Origin of the sequence: Streptomyces sp. NPDC101219, from assembly GCF_044767675.1 — a bacterium.
Classification (GTDB): domain Bacteria; phylum Actinomycetota; class Actinomycetes; order Streptomycetales; family Streptomycetaceae; genus Streptomyces.
The window spans coordinates 1-16,089 of sequence record NZ_JBIWOK010000021.1 but is presented as its reverse complement, the minus strand read 5'-3'; the positions used below and the strand labels follow the sequence as shown (position 1 = coordinate 16,089).

The following is a 16,089-nucleotide window of genomic DNA, read 5'->3' as shown; positions in this document are numbered from 1 at the left end:
GAGTGGCGCTCTTTCTCGCCTCTGGGGGCAAGTGCGGAGCCTGTGGCTCCCCCCTGTTGCCTGGATGGCACGCCGACCACAAACAGGCGTGGACGCATGGCGGCCCTACCGACGTAGTCAACGGCCAGGCGCTGTGCCCGGCATGCAACCTGAGCAAGGGAGACCGATCCATGGGGTGGACTGGGCCGAGCCTGCGTGGCTGGCAGCGCGAAGCATTGGATGCCTACCTCGGCTCCAACTCGGGCGACTTCTTGACCGTTGCAACGCCCGGCGCCGGCAAGACGACCTTCGCTCTCCGTGTGGCCCACGAGCTGCTGACAGCTGGCGTCGTCACGCGCGTGATCGTCGTCGTTCCCACCGAGCATCTCAAGGTCCAGTGGGCCGACAACGCACACAACTGCGGCATCGCCCTCGATCCGTCCACGAAGAACGCGGACGGACTTGAGAACCCCTCCGACTACAAGGGCGCTGTCCTGACCTATGCGCAGGTCGCCTCGACTCCGGATCTTCACCGTCTGGGCTGCGGCCAACGGCCGACCTTGGTCATCCTCGACGAGATTCACCACGCCGGTGACGAGAAGGCGTGGGGCGCCGCGGTGCAGACGGCCTTCGGCCCTGCGCGCCGACGGCTGGCGATGTCAGGCACACCGTTCCGCTCGGACAACAACCCCATCCCGTTCGTGCAGTATGGCGAAGACGGAAAGTCCCAGGCCGACTACTCCTACGGGTACGGACGGGCGATCCGCGACGGCGTCTGCCGCCAGGTCGACTTCCACTTCTACGACGGCGAGATGAAGTGGCAGGGCTCAGACCACGTCACGTCCAGCGCGAACCTGTCGGCGGAGCTTCAACGAAGCGATGCATCGGCCGCCCTTGAGACTGCTTTGGACCCCGGCACCGGCTGGATGCGCAAGCTGCTCGGGCACGCCGACAACGCCCTCCGGCAACTGCGCACCGAAGTCCCCAAGGCTGGGGGTCTGGTCATCGCCTATCGAGGCTCGCAGGCACGGGCGTACGCGCAAATGCTCTTCGAGATCACCGGTGAAAGGCCCACGGTCGTCCTCAGTGAGGACGGCCCTGAAGCGAACGCCGGCATCGAAGCCTTCGCCCAGAGCACCGCTCGCTGGCTGGTGGCAGTGCGCATGGTCTCCGAAGGCGTCGACGTACCGCGTCTCGCCGTGGGCGTCTACGCAACCCAGACCAAGACCGAAATGTTCTTCCGCCAGGCCGTAGGCCGGTTCGTGCGTCGAAAGAAGGACGAAGAGCACCCCGCCCTCATCTTCGCCCCGGCGATCGCTCCCCTGCGGGTCCTGGCGGCCCAGGTGGAGAAGGAGATCCAGCACGAGCTCAAGCTCGAGGAGGAGGAGTTCGAGAAGGAACAGGGAGAGGAGTCAAACGGGCAACAGACCTTCGAGCTGTTCGCCAGGATCCCGATCGCCGCCTCCGAGCCGACGTTCGACCGGGCCATCCATGGCGGCGAGGAGTACACACCCGAGGAACACGAGTACGCCCAGCGCATGCTGCAGCAGTACTCCTTCCCCTCCAGCGCCTTGCCCTCCCTGCGCCAGATGGTCAGGGAACAGCTCGGAGTCCCACAAGCGCGCGTCACCATTGAGACTCCGGCGCCCGCAAAGGACGCAAACGCAGGTACCCCCGCGTTCCGGCTCCGCAAGCTGAAGCGGGACGAGGTGAGCCGCCTCGCACGCCGAATCAGCATCGTGGCGGGTCTTGAGCATGCGGTTGTACAAGGCAAGATCAACGAGGCGATGGGCGTCCGCAAGCGCGCGGATGCCAGTATCAAGCAGCTCGAGACCGGTGCCGCCTTCGCTCACCGGTGGCTGAAGGAGATCACATGACCGATTCCAGCCCGCTCCGGGCCCGCGGAAGCCTCATCGACGCGCTCTCGTCGACTGTGGACCGGGGCGGGCACGGCCTGAAGCACACCCCGCCCCTTCTGAGTCGTGTGCTGGAAGAAGGGGCCTGGCAGGAGTTCGAGACCGTCCGCGGTGAAGTCGTGCAGCACACGGACTTCGTCGGCTTCGTGACGACTCCGCCTCTAAAAGGACTGGGCGCGACAGTCGACCTGGTACGGCGGATGGTCGCTGATGACCCAGCCGCCCTCGACCTGCTCGACCGCGCCCTAGGAGGCGAGAAAACCTCTCGCGATCCCGACCCCCACAACAGTGAAGCAACGCCTCCCAGCACCAAGCAGGCAGCCGCACTACGGCGCCTACAGAAAGACGCGCCAGAACTCCACGCCCGGGTCCTGGCTGGAGAGCTGAGCGCGCACGCAGCCATGGTCCAGGGAGGCTTCCGGGCTCGCACGATCAGCGTGCCGGTGTCCAAGCCAGAGTCAGCAGCGCGGGCGCTCAGAAAGAATCTCAAACCGGAGGAACTCGCACATCTCATCAAGCTGCTCAGCGAAGAGGGACCAGCAGAATGACTCTGTCGCGCTGCTACGCCCCGACCCCGGCATTGCAGTTGCCGGGTCGAGGCGTTTCGCATCGTCGACGGCCGTCCAGCGGTAGTCACCCGGGCGGCAACCGGTAGTCACCAGCTGCCGCGGGGCCGTTCGGCACCGAGCTGGACCTCGCGCCGGCACTCCGGGCAGTCCGGCAGGCCCTCCACCCGGCGCGGCCTGTCGCCCTTCACCCAGTAGAACCCGCACAGCGCCGTGTTCGAGTAGAGGTCCACCTGATCGTCCTCGGAGGCGTGCAAGCCGTAGCCCGGCACCATCCAGGTGAACGTCGCCTCCCCGTCGTACGGCACGCCCTGCGGCCAGGTCGTACACCGGCTCGGTCGTCGTGCAGCGCATCCGCAGATCAGGCCCCGTCCAGCGCTTGCCGTACCGGATCTGCGAGCTGGCATCGACCGCGTCCGCGAGGCGCTCGAAGGACAGGTCGTAGTCCCGCATGTGCTCCCACGAGCCCGGCTTCTGCTCACGCATCAGCGAGCGGAACATCAACAGCAGCCGCGCCAGGTCGTGCTGGTCGACCCGGACCGTGCGCGTCCCGGGTCGTAGCCGTACGTCGGGTCGTGGGCGGGCTTCTTCGGCATCGGTCCTCGTTCGCGTTGCTACGGCGGCCAGCCCACCGCAGTGCCTGCGGTGCGGCCGGATGCTCAACGACCCGGGCCCGCCGGAGCCACGCCGACCTCCGCCGTCCGTGCGCCGGCCGAACCGCCGTGGGCCTCGCGTCTCAGGCTTGCGGCGGCGTCGCGCCGGGCAGCTCCCCGGAGAAGGCCCACCACTGCTCGATGGTCCACACGGCGACGCTGGAGCGGTCAGTGGACATCCGCAGCCACACCTCCTCGCCGCCGGGCATGAGCGCCACCTCCAAGTGCGCCTCGTCCCACGTGCCCACCGGGTACATCCACTCGATGCCGTCGGGCCACGTCCGCATCGCCACCGTGCGCACGCTCAGCGCCGCGGCGAAGGCGTCCAGCGCTGCCTTGGGTATCCGCACCTCCGCCGGCTCCCGCTGGGATCCCCGCCACCCGGCCCCCTCCGCCTCGTGCGACGGGACCCGCGCCCGCCGTCGTGGGTCAGCGTGACAGACCCGCGCCCCGCAACGGTGTCACGCTGTGAGGCTGGCAGGCTCACAGGCCGTTTCCCCAGGTAGCCGAGGTGAACTGTGATCCTGTGAGACACCTCAGGCGCCTAACGTGTCAAGCTGCCGCAGCGAGTTCGATGGGGAAGGCCGTGTGTTCGTCGAACAGCTTGCGGTGCTGGAGGCAGTGATAGAGCTGTCCGAGCATGCGGTTGAAAAGGTTCCTCTGGGCTGCAGCATGCCAGTCTCCGTCGTCGTCGCGGCGCCTTCGGTAGGACCGAGCAACGGAGCAGGCACGAGAGCCCCGCGCCCGCCGAGATGGCCCACGACGTCGTCCCGGCACGAAACGCAGCATCACCACCGGGCGTAAGGGGCGCGGGGTCCGGGCCGCACCGGAAACACCGAGGGCCGGTACCGAGGGCGGTACCGGCCGGGTGTCGGCGGGCGCGGGCCAACGCGCCTGCCGTTATGTCCTGAAGGGCTCGGGCTTGCGACCAACTTGCCGTCAGGGCGACACCAACGCAGCTCGGTTGGCATCGACGCTGCGCAGCGTCCTACCGAAGGGGCTAGACCGCAAATGGGCTGGAACGAACGTTGGGCCGTACAGGGCCTGGCGGACGGTCAACTGCTCGGCGGCAGCCCGGCGTCGGAGGACGGGACGGGCAAGAAGTTCCGCAGCGGTAAGCGGAACATCCGTGAGGCCAGGAAACGGCGAAACGGACAGGTCGGGCAGGGGCGCGGGATGGTCACCGGGCCGGTCGTGGAAGGCTGTTGCGTACCGCGCAGCCCCGCTTCGTGCAGGGCCAACTGCCGCTGGGCTGCGTGTGCTTGCGACCATCAGCCCAGGTCCCGGCCGCTTCGTGCCCGGGGCCCTTGTCAGGACGGAGTCCTGCGCACCATGAGCCACCTGCCTTCTTCTCCCCCGCCCGCCGAGGCGCCCGCCGGGCGCCTGGGGCCCACGCACGCGCTGATCCTGCTGATCGCCGTCCTCGTGCTGAGCACCGCCCTGTTCCTCAAGGGCACGCCGATCGGCGACATCTTCGTCCTGCTCGGCGGGTGCGGGGCGATCGGCGCAGGCACCCTCGCCGCGGCCGGCGGCGGGCGCCGGCTGATGGCCGTCCTCGTCGAGGCCGCGGTGCGCTCCAGCGCGGGCAAGTAGGAGCCGGCCATGACCTCGTCCCGTCCCGGTGGCGGCCCCGGCAGGCCGTTCGCCGGCCTCGCCGAGCACCTGGTCGCCCTCCGCAGGGCCGCGCGGATGTCCCAGCTCGGCCTCGCAGCCGCGGCGGCCGTCTCCCGCGGCACCGTCCAGCGCGCCGAGTCCGGCACCGCGGCGCCCTCGACGGCCGTCCTCGACGCCCTCGTGCGCGCCTGCGGGGCCGACCGGGCAGCCCGGGACCGCGCGTACGTCCTGCGCAACCAGGGCCGCACCGACCGCCGCGACCGGCTCCGCGGCCTCGAGGCGCCCGCGCCGGCGCTCATCCGCACCGCACAGGACCTCGGCGCGGCGCTCGCCGCGGAGTACGAACGGGCCGGCGCGCCCTCCCTGAGCGACCTTGTCCGCCCCGCAGGAGACCGGACGCGGATCCCGCGCACCACCGCCTGGCGGATCATCAAGCGTCGCGGCCTGCCCGCTGACGCCGGGCAGCTGCAAACCTTCCTGGACGTGTGCCGGGTGCGCCCCTCCGCCCAGCGGCACTACCGCGAGGCGTTCCTGCGCATCCAGCAAGCCCGCAGCAGCCGCCCGGCGCCCCCGCGCCCCCAGGTCCGGCCCGTCACCGGGCCCGGCCGGGGGACCGACAAGATCACCCCGTGGTTCAGGGACCTGATGGACTCCATGTCCCCCGAGGACATCGAGACCGCCCTCACCGTCGGCACCGCCTACCTCATCGCCGGCGAGGCGCACCGCAACGGCACCGCCCCGCCCCGCTCCCTGGACACCATCATGCGAACCGCACGGGACCTGTTCGTCGAATCGAACCGCCTCCCCGGAGCCCTGCAGGGCCCCGACAGCATCGCCGCCCTCGCACCCCGCGGCGATCTCGTCCTCGTGGAGGCCAAGTCCTCCTCTCGGGCCCATCGCGGCGCCGCTCCCGCCGGAATCCTCACAGTCCGCGAACTGGTGCCCGGGACGGTCTGGGAGACGAAGAGCAGCCGGCGAGCACACGGCACCCGCCCGGGATAGACGCCGATCCGCGCCCGGCCGGACCCGCGGGGGACGGCCGGGCCTGGGGCGCGCACCACGGCGCCCCGGCCACAAGACCACCCGCGCCAGGCCACCGCGGACCATCCCCTTCGACGACACCCACACCGCGAGGGACAACGCCCGGCGGCCGGACAAGGCGGGCGCAGCACACCAGAAGCGCACGGCGGGAGCAGCACACCCGCAACCGATCCGACGGTCGGCGCGCGGCCGACGTCGGCGCACCCGGAGGTCGTGGACAGCTCTTGACCTCTTCTGGCCTGCGACCTGCACCGGCGTGCGCGTGCCGCAGCTGACGTCGGCCGCAGGGCCTTCGGTGACCGGCTCGCGTCCCCGGCACGCGCGCTGCCACCATCGTCGTCACCGCGCCGGACGAACTCCCCTCCTAGGAGTTGTCGTCAAATGTCACGCCCACATCAGCAGCGATGCGAGGGTGACGGCTGCTTGGTAGGACTCGGCGGTCTTGTCGTAGCGGGTGGCGATGCCACGCCATTGCTTGAGGCGGTTGAAGCACCGTTCGACGACGTTGCGCCGCTTGTAGACCTGCTTGTCGAAGGCCGGCGGACGTCCGCCCTGGCTCCCGCGCCGGATCCGGTTGCGAACCTGGTCGGACCGTTGCGGAATGGTGTGCCGGATGTTCCGTCGCCGCAGCCAGGTGCGTATGGCCTTGGAGCTGTAGCCCTTGTCGCCGATGACGTGGTCGGGGCGGACCCGGGGCCGTCCCGGACCCGGCCGGGGCACCCGAATCGCCTCCATCACGGCGGTGAACTGCGTGCAGTCGTTGGTGTTCCCGCCGGCGACGGTAAAGGCGAGCGGGCGGCCGGCGCCATCGCAGGCCAGGTGGATCTTGCTGGTCAGACCGCCTCTGGACCGGCCGAGTCCCGGGGAGTGGAGCCCCCTTTTCGCGCTCCGGCCGCGTGCTGGTGGGCTCGGACGATCGTGGAGTCGACCGACACCAGCCACTCGATGTCCCCGGCCGCGTCGGCCCTGGCCTGGGCGGCCCGGAGCATCCGCTCGAAGGTGCCGTCCTTGGCCCACCGGCGGAAGCGGGTGTGCAGCGTCGCCCAGGAGCCATACCGCTCGGGCACGTCCCGCCAGGCCGTTCCGGTCCGGAACTTCCACACGATCCCGTTGAGGACCGTCCGGTCGTCCAGCCGTCTGCGGCCCCGCTCGGACCGGGGCAGCAGCGGCTGCACGAAGGCCCACTCGGCATCGGACAGTTCATGGCGACGTATCACCCGACCATGATCCCCGATCGAAGATCATTTGACGACAGACCCTAGGACCGGTCATCCAGCACCCGCACACCGCCCGAAAGGCACCGTCATGCCCACCACCCTGACCACCGTCCCACCCGCCGAGCCCGCTTCGCCCGACCGCGCCCTGCCGTCCGCTGCGACGGCCTCCGTCCCCCTGGGTGCGAGCGAAGCGGCCGTCGTCGTCACCGCGATCACCGCGGTGACCGTGCTCGCCGTCCTCGAGCGGCCGATCCCCGCCGTCCTGACCGCCATCACCGCGGCCGCCGTCCTGCTGCTGCTCCCCGGCCGCGCAAACCGCCTGCTCGCCGCCCTCATCGGCCGGTGAGCCGGGGCCCCGTGCCGAACCGGCCGAACTGGCCGCCCTCCGGGGCTGGCTGCGCGGCATCAAGGGCGCGCTGACCTACGAGACCATCGCCCGCCGGGCGAGCGATCACGCACAGCCCGTCTCCGCGCGCACCCTGCGCCGTGCCCTGGACGGCTGGCTTCCTGCCCTCCGCGTGGCCGTGGCCTTTTTACCGGGAGACGAGCACGTCGTTCTAGAAGCTGTCGTGGGCGTGGGTTCGCACAGTCGGCAGGGCAAGCTTGAGTGTGGCAAGGCGCTCTGCAGGATCCGGGCCTTCGGCGACGATGCGCGTCAGGTCCTCCACGGAGTAGCGGACAACGGTCGGCAAGCCGACGGCCTCAACCTCATCCGTGCTGGAGAGGTGGAACCCGCACAGCCCGCACAGAAGACCTTCGGCCGTCAGTTCCATGTCGAACAGTGGGGAGTCCTCGCCCACGGCCAGGAACAGAGCGGCGGCTTCCCAGTCGCAGGCGGGGCACTGGCTCAACGTCTGGAACAGCGCCTTTCCTGGACCGACCTCGACCACTATCAGCCCGCGCTCGCTCACCGCCTGCGCGGCGCCCTCGACCGCTCCGTCCGGGAGGTCAGCGAAGCGTGTCCGGAACCGGTGCCGGGCCTGGTCCATCCTCAGCCGGACGGCCTTCTGCAAGCGGTCTGCCCTGTCGTCGAGGATCACCTGGACCGTGTCCGACCACGACTCCCAAAAGGCTCCGCGGTCCTGCCTCACATGTTGCAAGAGCTTGTCCACGGTCGCCGTGAAGACTCCCAGGTAGTCCTCCACGTCCTCTGCACCGAGGTGAGCGACACCGTTGCGCAGCTCGATCAGGCCGTCGAGGTCAGCAGCCTCGCTTCTGGGCTTCTGCGGGAGGACGTCCATCTTCCGCAGCCGACCGATCGCTGTCGACGCGCCGATGGTCCTGAGCCGGGCCGGCGGTTCGGACACCGCTCCCGCGAAGTGCAGCAGCATGTCGTCCTTGCCGTTCACCTCGGTGAGCAAGGTGGGATGGACGAGGACCAATGCCGCCTTCGCCAGGCGTTCGACGCTGACGCCAGCGTGTAACAGGAAGACCTCCTGGTCCTCTTCGGCGTGGGCTTCCATCGCCAGGCGCGCGAAGCGCTTGGCACCTACGTAGAGACGATCGAACGTGACCGGCGATTCCATGACCGGACGGTACCGACAGCCGCTGGCAGGGCGGGGGGCATTTTCAGGGCGAAGCCCACCCTTCGGCAGCTCCACCCTGCCCTGATCACACGATCAGGTGATCCGCTTACGTGCCGTGCCTGTCGGCTAATTCTTGCGGGTGACGATTTGTCAGTCCTGCTGCGTACCGTCCCGGTTCATCGCGACTCAACCGCGCCCTGGTGGCGCCTGTTGCCCAAGGCGGTGACTTGATGAGCCTGACCTCCGAGATTCACTGTCCACGCACCCCGCTGCGCCGGTTCCTAGACCGTGAACTGTCGGCCGGTGTCCACCCGCTGCGTAAGAGCTTCCGGGCTCGGGACCGCAGCAGCCAGGTCCTGATGCCGGGGCCGGGCGTCGGCACGGAGGCCGGCAACGTCGGCACCGCAATCGACTACCGGCTCCGCCTGGCATTCACCGCCGCCGAGCCCGTCGACCACGTCGCCCGCCTCGGCATCCTGCTCACCGGCTCCTACAAATCCGACGCCCGGCAGCGGATGCGGGAGGTGGGCGAAGAGCTCATGGAGCGCCTTCAGGAGACGGTCATGCGTCTGCAGCTCGACAACCGAGAGCTCCCGATGGACCGCGCCCATGATGAGGAGGAGGATCTGGCCCGCCTGCTGATCGCCGCAGCCTGGTACCAGGTCAGCTACCGCACTTCGATCGGGTTCGCCTTCACCCCGCTGGCCATTGCCGCCCGAGAAGATCCTGGTGCCTTCACCCTAGACCGGCTGCTCCAGCTGCCGCACCGCGACATGGTGGCCGATGTCGTCGCCCAGCTCTACAAGGCCGCCGACGGCCCGCTGAATGACCTGCGGTCCCGCACACGGCCGGAGGACTGCACGCCAGCGCCCACCTTCCCGACCGACCGCATCGCCGCGGACGCCGACCTGGCCGTCGACGGGCTGCTGCTTGACTTCAAGAGCACCCGATACACCCGCACCCTGCGCCAAGCAGAAGCGTGGCAGCTGACCGGCTACCTGCTGCTCGACACGGAGGACCGGTACCGGATCGACACCCTCGGCCTGTACCTCTCACGCTCGGGCACGCTGGCCAGTTGGCCGGTAGAGGAGTACCTGGACCTGCTCGGAGCCTGCCGCCGCGAGCTCCCCGCCTTCCGGGCCGCGTTCACCGAGTTACTCGAAGGCTGCACGGCTGACGTCGAACCGTACGAGCAGGAGGAGGAAGACCGGGTCCGGGACCTCCTGAAACGCCTGGCGTCCGTCGCCGCCCCAGGCCAGTGCCTGGTGTGCACCCAGCCCTGCCCCGTGTCCGGACGCCGGCCCCGGGAGTTCTGTTCCTCCTGGTGCCGCGGCCGCGTCAAGTTCCTACGCAACAGGGGTCTGCTGCCCGGCGTCCCGGACGTGTTGCTCCCTCGGCCGCGCCAGCGCCTGGACTTCCCAGATGACGCGGAGATTGTGAGCCTCACAGCCCGTATCCCCAGGTAGACGCGCTGAGCTATGAGGCTGTGAGGTTGTGAGGTGGAGCTCGCGCACCGCGCTTCCGTACGCCCTGATGCCGCCCGCCGGCGCAGGACGGTGGAGTCATGGGCGAGCAGACCAGGACGGCGCCCATCGTGCACCTGTACGCTCCGTCGCTCCCTCGCACCTCGGAGAACCTCCGGCATCCGCTCTTCCGCAGGATTCTTCGCGGGATCTCCACGCAACCGCCGGGCCGGGGCGATTCTTGACGGGAGCAACGACGGTGAGCTGCTTCTCCGGAAGCTGCGCACCACCGAAACCGAGGAGAGACACATGGGGCGGGTCAAGGCACGCAAGGGGGAGACGTCGGGCGTACGTCCGGCTCGTGTCGGAGAAGGCGACGCGATCCGGAACCTGCTTGCGGAGGTTGCCCGGGATGAGGAGGACCAGACGCTGCTGGCGGCGTCCTGTCATCTCCTCGACAGCGGGGTCGATACGACCCGGTTCGCCGAGCCGTTCCGCCTGCTGGTCTTCGAGCGGCGCCGCACACTGCTGGGCGCGGTGCTGGTGCAGGGCGGCAACCTCGGTTCGAAGCCGGGCGACCACTTGGCTGAGCTGGAGGCGCACCAGAACCTGTATGCCCAGCAGGTTGGCATGCAGGCCAAGATGTTCGACCGGGTCAACGCGGTCACCGCGCACCTGGCCTTCATGGCTGTGTCGCCCGCGTCCCGCGGGCAGGGCATCGGCCGGCAGCTGGTCCGTGCGGCCGCCGACATCGAGCGTCAGCGCGGCCGCCGGATGTTGACCGGCTACGTGTGGGACGACGATCTGGCGCTCATGTACGAGCGGTGGGGGTTCATCGTCTCCCCGACGGAGACGGCCGGGTTCTTCCTGCGGGAGAAGGTTGGCAACCTGTACGCGCCCTCCGCTGCTGCGCTCAGCCTGACGGAGGGCTCCCGCCTGATCGTGCTGCCGCTCGTTCCCGAGGTGCGCGCTTACGACATCGGGACCGCGGACCAGCCGTTCCCGGCGGTGGTCGGTGTCGAGGAGCCGTTCGACCCGACGCACCTGGACACGCCGCAGGAGCTCAGCGAGATGAAGGAACGCATCGAGGCCTTCGCCCGGCAGCAGATGACCCTCTACGGGCCGGAACGCGCCCGCGCCATGTTCGATGCCTTCCTGGGCCAGTCCCGTAACTGAGGAGTGGGACCGCGGCCGCTGCTCGACTACGGCCTGTCCCAGCGCGCCCTGATCGCTGTTCTCCGCCTGTACCGGCGACGTCGCGCCGCGGCCCCGGCCGTCGACGCGTAGGCCCGCACGGACGTACCGTGCGGGCCCTGGAGAGAGCGGCTGTTACTTCGCGGCGGCCGGTACGGCGGCCGTCTTCCTCGGCCGCCCGACGCTGCGTCGGGCGATCAGGCCGAGCTCGGTGAACGTGGCGTCGCTGTCAAGCGCTTGGAGGTCGGGGCGCTCTGCGGCGATGTGCCGCAGGACCGTCTTGATCGCCAGCTCGTAGTTCGAGCGGGTCGCACCGGAGGCGCCGGCCCGCCAGCACAGCGCACGCTCGTCATAGACGGTTTTCGCGAGGGTGCCCTCGAAGAAGACGTGCACGGCGTACTCCTGGGTGCCGGCCTTCTTGTCCTCCGGAATGGTTCGGAGGGCGTCTCGCTGCCACGGGAGGTCGGCGAGGGCGTCCACAACCTTGTGGGGGTCGAGACCGGCAATGCGGGCCGCCGCGATGACGTTTGCGATGACGTGCAGGCCGGCCGTCGCCGAGTGGAGGTACCGCTTGCGGAACTCCGGAACGGTCAGGGTGTTGTTGGACAGCTCGCGCCAGCCGGGGATGCGCTCGAACGCTAGGTCAAGGAGCTCCACGACCTCGGCGCCGACCGAGGCGAGGGCCTCGTTGCCGGACAGCCCGGTGGAGGTCACTCGCTTGCGGATGACGGCAGCGAGGTGCGCCTCGCGGGCCTTGGGGGAGCGATCGCGGACACCGACACCCGCGATGGCGGACGCAGCCGAACGCACCCCGGCGGCCTTGTAGAGGCCGGTGAAGTTCGGATCACGCCTCTTGTGGGCGGAATCAGGGAGGTAGCCGACCCGGCCAGCGCACAGCCGGGCGTTCTTGATGACGTACTGGCCGAGCCGGTTGGTCGCGTTCTCCTTGTCCATGACCGCGATCAGCGATGCGTCGATGGGCTTGGTCGAGCCCATCTTCACGAACAGGGTGGCGAGGATGTCGGGGTCGCCCTCCAGGAGCAGCGTGATCTCCGTGGCGGACTGCTCCAGATACCGGCGGACCTCCAGGGCCTCGCCTTCCTCGGCGTCCTTCACAAGATTCCAGACTCGGTCGAGGGCGTACTCCCGGTGCTGTCCGTCGACGGACCAGACAACCGGCGCGCCCTCGCGAACGGTGATCCTGGCCAGGGAGACCCCGGGCATGACCTCCTGGATGGTCTCGATCTCTACGAGCTCCTTGTCCGGCTGCATGCCGACCACCAGCGTCCCCAGATAAGGGCGCGGGGTGGTCCGGATGCCGTCGGCGATCTTCTTGACCTGCTCCTCGTAGACACCACGCTGACCAGGGCGGCCGTCGTCGTCGAGGTCGTAGTCCTCGCGCTTGAGCAGGTTGCCGAAGGTCCAGTTCTCGGCGAGCGACTTCGTGGGCTCGGACCACACGATCTTCCGCAGCTCACCGGCCTGGGACAGGAAGCCGATCCGTTCGAAGCGGATCGGCGGCTTCTCGCCCTTGAGGGCGGCACGCAGCTGCTTGCTGTCGGGCAGGGTGGTCGTGCTCAAGGCACTAACCTCGTCTCTGCGGGCCTACGGGTCCGCGCACGGGTCCGGCCCGGCGGCATGCTTGTCCAGAGCCCTCAGCCGCCGGGCCGGAGCTTTCTGTGGTGCCGACCACGCTAGCTGTAGCGCGCAGAAATTGAAAACCCATCAGAAAATGCGCCAGGCCAATTTCCCTGAGGGCGGCGCGCGTCGAAACCCGTGAGAGACCGGCCCGGCCGCCGCGGCCGCGCTCGACTACGGCCTGTCCCAGCGCGCCCTGATCGCCGTCTCCGGCCGTACCGGCGACGTCGCACAGCTGATCACCCGCAGCCTCGCCGCACTCGCCCACAACCGCCGCCCGCCGATCCGCCGGCGGACCCGGCCATCGCTGCGCTGCGCGCCGTCGTCGACGACCTCGCCGCCAGCACCCACGCGATCGGCGAGCTGATGCTCGAAGTCGCCCCGGCCTACCTCTCCGACATCCGAGGCCGCCGACGTCCTGGCGCTGCTGTGCGAGCAGATCGGCGAGCCCTTCGAACACGGGCTCGCTGCGCGCCGCTACGCGATGTCCGGCGACCGCCGCGCCTTGCACGACAACCGTGTTGTAGATGCTGCTCCTGGTGCTGCTGCCTGGTTGCTGCTCGTGCTCCTGGTGGTGGTCGCCGGGTGCAGCAGGGCGGTCTCCGGGGGGAGCGCAGCATTTGCATGGGCCGGGCACCGCACGGGTGCTGCACAGGCAGCAGCCCGCCCCGGCCGGTGCAGCACGGCCAGCTGCTGCACGCGCTGCTCGGGCTGTGCTGCACCCGGCCACCGGCTCCTGTTCCGCGGGCTCCAGTACGACGGTGGGCCCGCTGCAGCGCTGCATAAGATCGCAGATCTGCGATGTTCCGGGCTGACTCTATGCACTGCTGCTGCATGCAGCGCGGGTGCGCCCGCTCGGGGCAGACGTGTGTGCCCCTGCTGCACATTCCTGTGCGGCAGGGGCACATTTGGCGGGTGGGTTATCGCCCGGGGGTGATGACGGGCGGCGTCACCCGGCGGCGCGGACGGCCCGGAGCGGCTGGCTCTGGCGCTTGGGCGGCGCGGTCTCGTACAGCGGGGCGGTGATCTCGGGCAGCTCGCCGGCCTCGATGCGCTCGGAAGCGTCCTCGATCGCTTCCTCGAGCTCTTCCTGGGAGGCGTAGGAGGCGACGTAGGGGTGGAGGTAGTAGGTACGGTACTTGCGGTCCTTGGGGCGCAGTACGAGGTTTCTGCTCTCCAGCAGCGCCATCGCGGTGTTTGCGGAGTTCCTGGACAGGCCCACGCGGGCCCCCAGCTCGGCCTGGGAGGCGTTCACCTCGCCACCGGGCTCCTGACACTCGATGAGGGCGCTCAGCAGATCCATGGCAGCCTTGGTGAGGTCCAGCCGGTACAGCATTCCGAAACCGGCGCTGGCCTGGATCAGCATGCCTGCCCCTCCTCGTCGACAACTCCATCTTCCCCGTCTTCGGCACCGAGCTCCAGCTGCACGCTGCGCGGCGGTCGCGGGGCGTTGAGGGCGGGGAAGACGTCCTCGGGCAGCTTCCCGGTCTCCCGGTCGCGCAGCGCGTCCAGGATCTCGCGCTGGACGTCGCCGTTGCCCTCGAACCCAAGCATCGGGTTCACGAAGATCAGCCCGTTGTCGACGCGCTGGATCATGTGCCAGTGCTCCAGCCGGCCGATGGCCCGGGTGACGTTCGACCGCTCCACGCCCAGCTTGTCGGCGATCTTCTTGTGCGTGGCGCGCAGCCACCCCTCGCGCTGCCGGCCGATGCACCACAGGAGGACCGCGGACTGGATCGGCGACATGCCGTGCTGCGCGATGAGCACCGCCAGGACGTCGGCAAGGAAGTCGTTGGAGACCACGCTGTAGCCGGACCGGCCGTACATGTCGTGGGGCGCGCGGTACGTGTATCGGACGCTGACGTCCATCTGCTGCACGGGCCGCTTGCGGGTCGGCGGCTTGATGTCCTTGCCCAGCCTGGAGGACAGGGTCTCGCGGAAGGCGCTGTCACCACCGGGCGGAACGGCGGCGATGCGGCCCTTGCCGCGGCCGGCGGAAGGGCGCTTGGGCTGGGGTGGCATCGACGGGGGTCCTGTCCTCGATCTTGTGGGGTACGCGCCGGACACTAGCAGTTGTTCAAGCTCAGTTGGCAGATTTGTACACGCTGGCGTGGCGCTTTGGTGTCGACGCCGACACATCGGATTCGGGCCGTGTTCCCTGGAAACCTGCCGCCACCTGCAACGATCCACACTTGTACAAGCTGGGTTGGCAAATACGGGTGTCGGTGTGGCACCACGAGCACATTTCCGCAGGTCAATGTGTCGCGGCTGACACATCCCCTCTCGCAAAAGTGCAGGTCAGGGCATGTTTCTGCGAGGTGCCCTCTTTTCCCTAAGACGCACGCGCGCGCGAGGGCCACACCAGGACCTCAGCTCGCACCGGGGCCACCGCCCCCGACGGCACCGACCACCACAGTCACCAGGTGCGCACGCCACGGCCCCTCGCGCCCACGAGCGCCACCCGGCCCGCCCCGGCCCCTCTGCTGCGCACGGCACACCCCGACGGCTGAGACGGCTTCGCGTGCGGGCTCGGCTGCTCCGGTGCGGGTCGTGGACGGCACCATCGGCTCTGAGTCTCCGGTAGTGCCGGCCGTGACGCTCAACAGCGCTAAGGCGTGGCCGTGGATGGTAGACGGTTCCGCCGAATGGCCCGGGGGCCATTCGGCTCCGGTACCTCCGCACGTTGAATTCAAGCATTCCCATATCGGGCTTCCGTTCAGCGGCTGAGCTATTCACGGCCCGGCAATTCTGTATGCGTCCGGTGGATTTGGGGCGAGGTCGGGGATGGTGAGGCCCGGACCCAAACGCTACACAGTCAGTGTCAGCGATGCATCACGCTAGCTGCGCGTTCGCTCGCGCGGGTGATGCGTCGACGGATTCCCCCTCATCATGGCGGGTTGGCGTGTATCCTGGCGGGGTATTGGTGAACGTGAGCGGACGGTTTCGGGAGTTGGGGAGGGGTTCGGGTGGAGCGCAGCGGAGCCCGTCACTGCGATGGGGCCGGCACTCCGTCAGGCCGATGGTCCGTCACTTCCGTTGCGGGGGTGATGGCCTGAAACCCCAGGGGCTACACAGTCCCGCGCGTGATGCACCTCCCCTTGCTGCCAGCCCCGGAACCCGCGCTTGCGCGGGTGCCCACAATTCGCGCTTGCGCGAATTGCCCCGCCTTTTGAATTCCGCTTGCGGAATTCCATTCCGGCGCTTGCGCCGGAATCCGAATTGCGCTTGCGCAATTCGCGCTCTATGCCCCCGGCTTGCCGGGGGCATATCCCGCTCCGCGGG

The 16,089-nt window shown here is 69.2% G+C and carries 13 protein-coding genes and 2 pseudogenes; 8 read left to right on the top strand and 7 right to left on the bottom strand.

What is annotated here, in order from left to right; all coding sequences use genetic code 11:
• Positions 1 to 2 precede the first annotated feature (2 nt).
• The 3 genes and pseudogenes from ACIRPP_RS29590 to ACIRPP_RS29580 all read left to right on the top strand — a co-directional run.
• Positions 3 to 155: pseudogene (locus ACIRPP_RS29590) on the top strand (HNH endonuclease); the annotation flags it as partial.
• A gap of 15 nt (positions 156 to 170) precedes the next feature.
• Positions 171 to 1,856 carry a DEAD/DEAH box helicase gene (locus ACIRPP_RS29585; protein ID WP_403649283.1) on the top strand — a complete coding sequence of 562 codons (1,686 nt, stop codon included), beginning with the start codon at positions 171 to 173 and terminating at the stop codon, positions 1,854 to 1,856.
• Positions 1,853 to 2,443 carry a hypothetical protein gene (locus ACIRPP_RS29580; protein ID WP_403649060.1) on the top strand — a complete coding sequence of 197 codons (591 nt, stop codon included), beginning with the start codon at positions 1,853 to 1,855 and terminating at the stop codon, positions 2,441 to 2,443. The genes ACIRPP_RS29585 and ACIRPP_RS29580 overlap by 4 nt, the downstream gene beginning before the upstream one ends.
• 107 nt (positions 2,444 to 2,550) lie before the next feature.
• On the opposite strand, the gene ACIRPP_RS29575 is transcribed toward ACIRPP_RS29580, so the two are convergent.
• Positions 2,551 to 2,769 (bottom strand): hypothetical protein, encoded by a 219-nt coding sequence (locus ACIRPP_RS29575; protein WP_403649057.1) that lies wholly within the window; start codon positions 2,767 to 2,769, stop codon positions 2,551 to 2,553.
• Positions 2,770 to 3,197: 428 nt separating this feature from the next.
• Positions 3,198 to 3,464: a hypothetical protein gene (locus ACIRPP_RS29570; RefSeq protein WP_403649054.1), complete on the bottom strand. Its 267-nt coding sequence runs from the start codon at positions 3,462 to 3,464 to the stop codon at positions 3,198 to 3,200.
• A 982-nt stretch (positions 3,465 to 4,446) separates the two neighbouring features.
• Between ACIRPP_RS29570 and ACIRPP_RS29565 the strand changes: the two genes are divergently transcribed.
• Together ACIRPP_RS29565 and ACIRPP_RS29560 are read left to right on the top strand one after the other, a co-directional pair.
• Positions 4,447 to 4,707: a hypothetical protein gene (locus ACIRPP_RS29565; RefSeq protein WP_403649051.1), complete on the top strand. Its 261-nt coding sequence runs from the start codon at positions 4,447 to 4,449 to the stop codon at positions 4,705 to 4,707.
• Between the two features lie 9 nt (positions 4,708 to 4,716).
• The gene (locus ACIRPP_RS29560) at positions 4,717 to 5,730 is read left to right on the top strand and encodes a helix-turn-helix domain-containing protein (protein ID WP_403649048.1); all 1,014 of its coding nucleotides are present in this window, start codon (positions 4,717 to 4,719) and stop codon (positions 5,728 to 5,730) included.
• Between the two features lie 423 nt (positions 5,731 to 6,153).
• Here ACIRPP_RS29560 and ACIRPP_RS29555 read toward each other — a convergent pair.
• Positions 6,154 to 6,944 (bottom strand): annotated as a pseudogene (locus tag ACIRPP_RS29555) (IS5 family transposase).
• A gap of 130 nt (positions 6,945 to 7,074) precedes the next feature.
• On the opposite strand from ACIRPP_RS29555, the gene ACIRPP_RS29550 reads away from it, so the two are divergent.
• The gene (locus ACIRPP_RS29550; RefSeq protein ID WP_403649045.1) at positions 7,075 to 7,332 is read left to right on the top strand and encodes a hypothetical protein; all 258 of its coding nucleotides are present in this window, start codon (positions 7,075 to 7,077) and stop codon (positions 7,330 to 7,332) included.
• A 211-nt stretch (positions 7,333 to 7,543) separates the two neighbouring features.
• Here ACIRPP_RS29550 and ACIRPP_RS29545 read toward each other — a convergent pair whose 3' ends face one another.
• The gene (locus ACIRPP_RS29545) at positions 7,544 to 8,512 is read right to left on the bottom strand and encodes a hypothetical protein (RefSeq protein WP_403649042.1); all 969 of its coding nucleotides are present in this window, start codon (positions 8,510 to 8,512) and stop codon (positions 7,544 to 7,546) included.
• Between the two features lie 230 nt (positions 8,513 to 8,742).
• Here ACIRPP_RS29545 and ACIRPP_RS29540 point away from each other — a divergent pair, with 230 nt between their 5' ends.
• Both ACIRPP_RS29540 and ACIRPP_RS29535 read left to right on the top strand, forming a co-directional pair.
• Positions 8,743 to 9,978 carry a hypothetical protein gene (locus ACIRPP_RS29540; protein WP_403649039.1) on the top strand — a complete coding sequence of 412 codons (1,236 nt, stop codon included), beginning with the start codon at positions 8,743 to 8,745 and terminating at the stop codon, positions 9,976 to 9,978.
• 306 nt (positions 9,979 to 10,284) lie between these two features.
• On the top strand, positions 10,285 to 11,151 hold the full coding sequence (locus ACIRPP_RS29535; RefSeq protein ID WP_403649036.1) for a GNAT family N-acetyltransferase: 867 nt from the start codon (positions 10,285 to 10,287) through the stop codon (positions 11,149 to 11,151).
• Positions 11,152 to 11,304: 153 nt separating this feature from the next.
• On the opposite strand, the gene ACIRPP_RS29530 is transcribed toward ACIRPP_RS29535, so the two are convergent.
• From ACIRPP_RS29530 to ACIRPP_RS29520, 3 genes are all read right to left on the bottom strand, one after another.
• Positions 11,305 to 12,750, bottom strand: a complete 1,446-nt coding sequence (locus ACIRPP_RS29530) for a DNA sulfur modification protein DndB (protein ID WP_403649033.1) — start codon at positions 12,748 to 12,750, stop codon at positions 11,305 to 11,307.
• A 1,006-nt stretch (positions 12,751 to 13,756) separates the two neighbouring features.
• On the bottom strand, positions 13,757 to 14,173 hold the full coding sequence (locus ACIRPP_RS29525; protein WP_403649030.1) for a hypothetical protein: 417 nt from the start codon (positions 14,171 to 14,173) through the stop codon (positions 13,757 to 13,759).
• Positions 14,167 to 14,829 carry a replication/maintenance protein RepL gene (locus ACIRPP_RS29520; RefSeq protein WP_403649027.1) on the bottom strand — a complete coding sequence of 221 codons (663 nt, stop codon included), beginning with the start codon at positions 14,827 to 14,829 and terminating at the stop codon, positions 14,167 to 14,169. Before ACIRPP_RS29520 ends, ACIRPP_RS29525 begins: the two co-directional genes overlap by 7 nt.
• Positions 14,830 to 16,089: the final 1,260 nt, after the last annotated feature.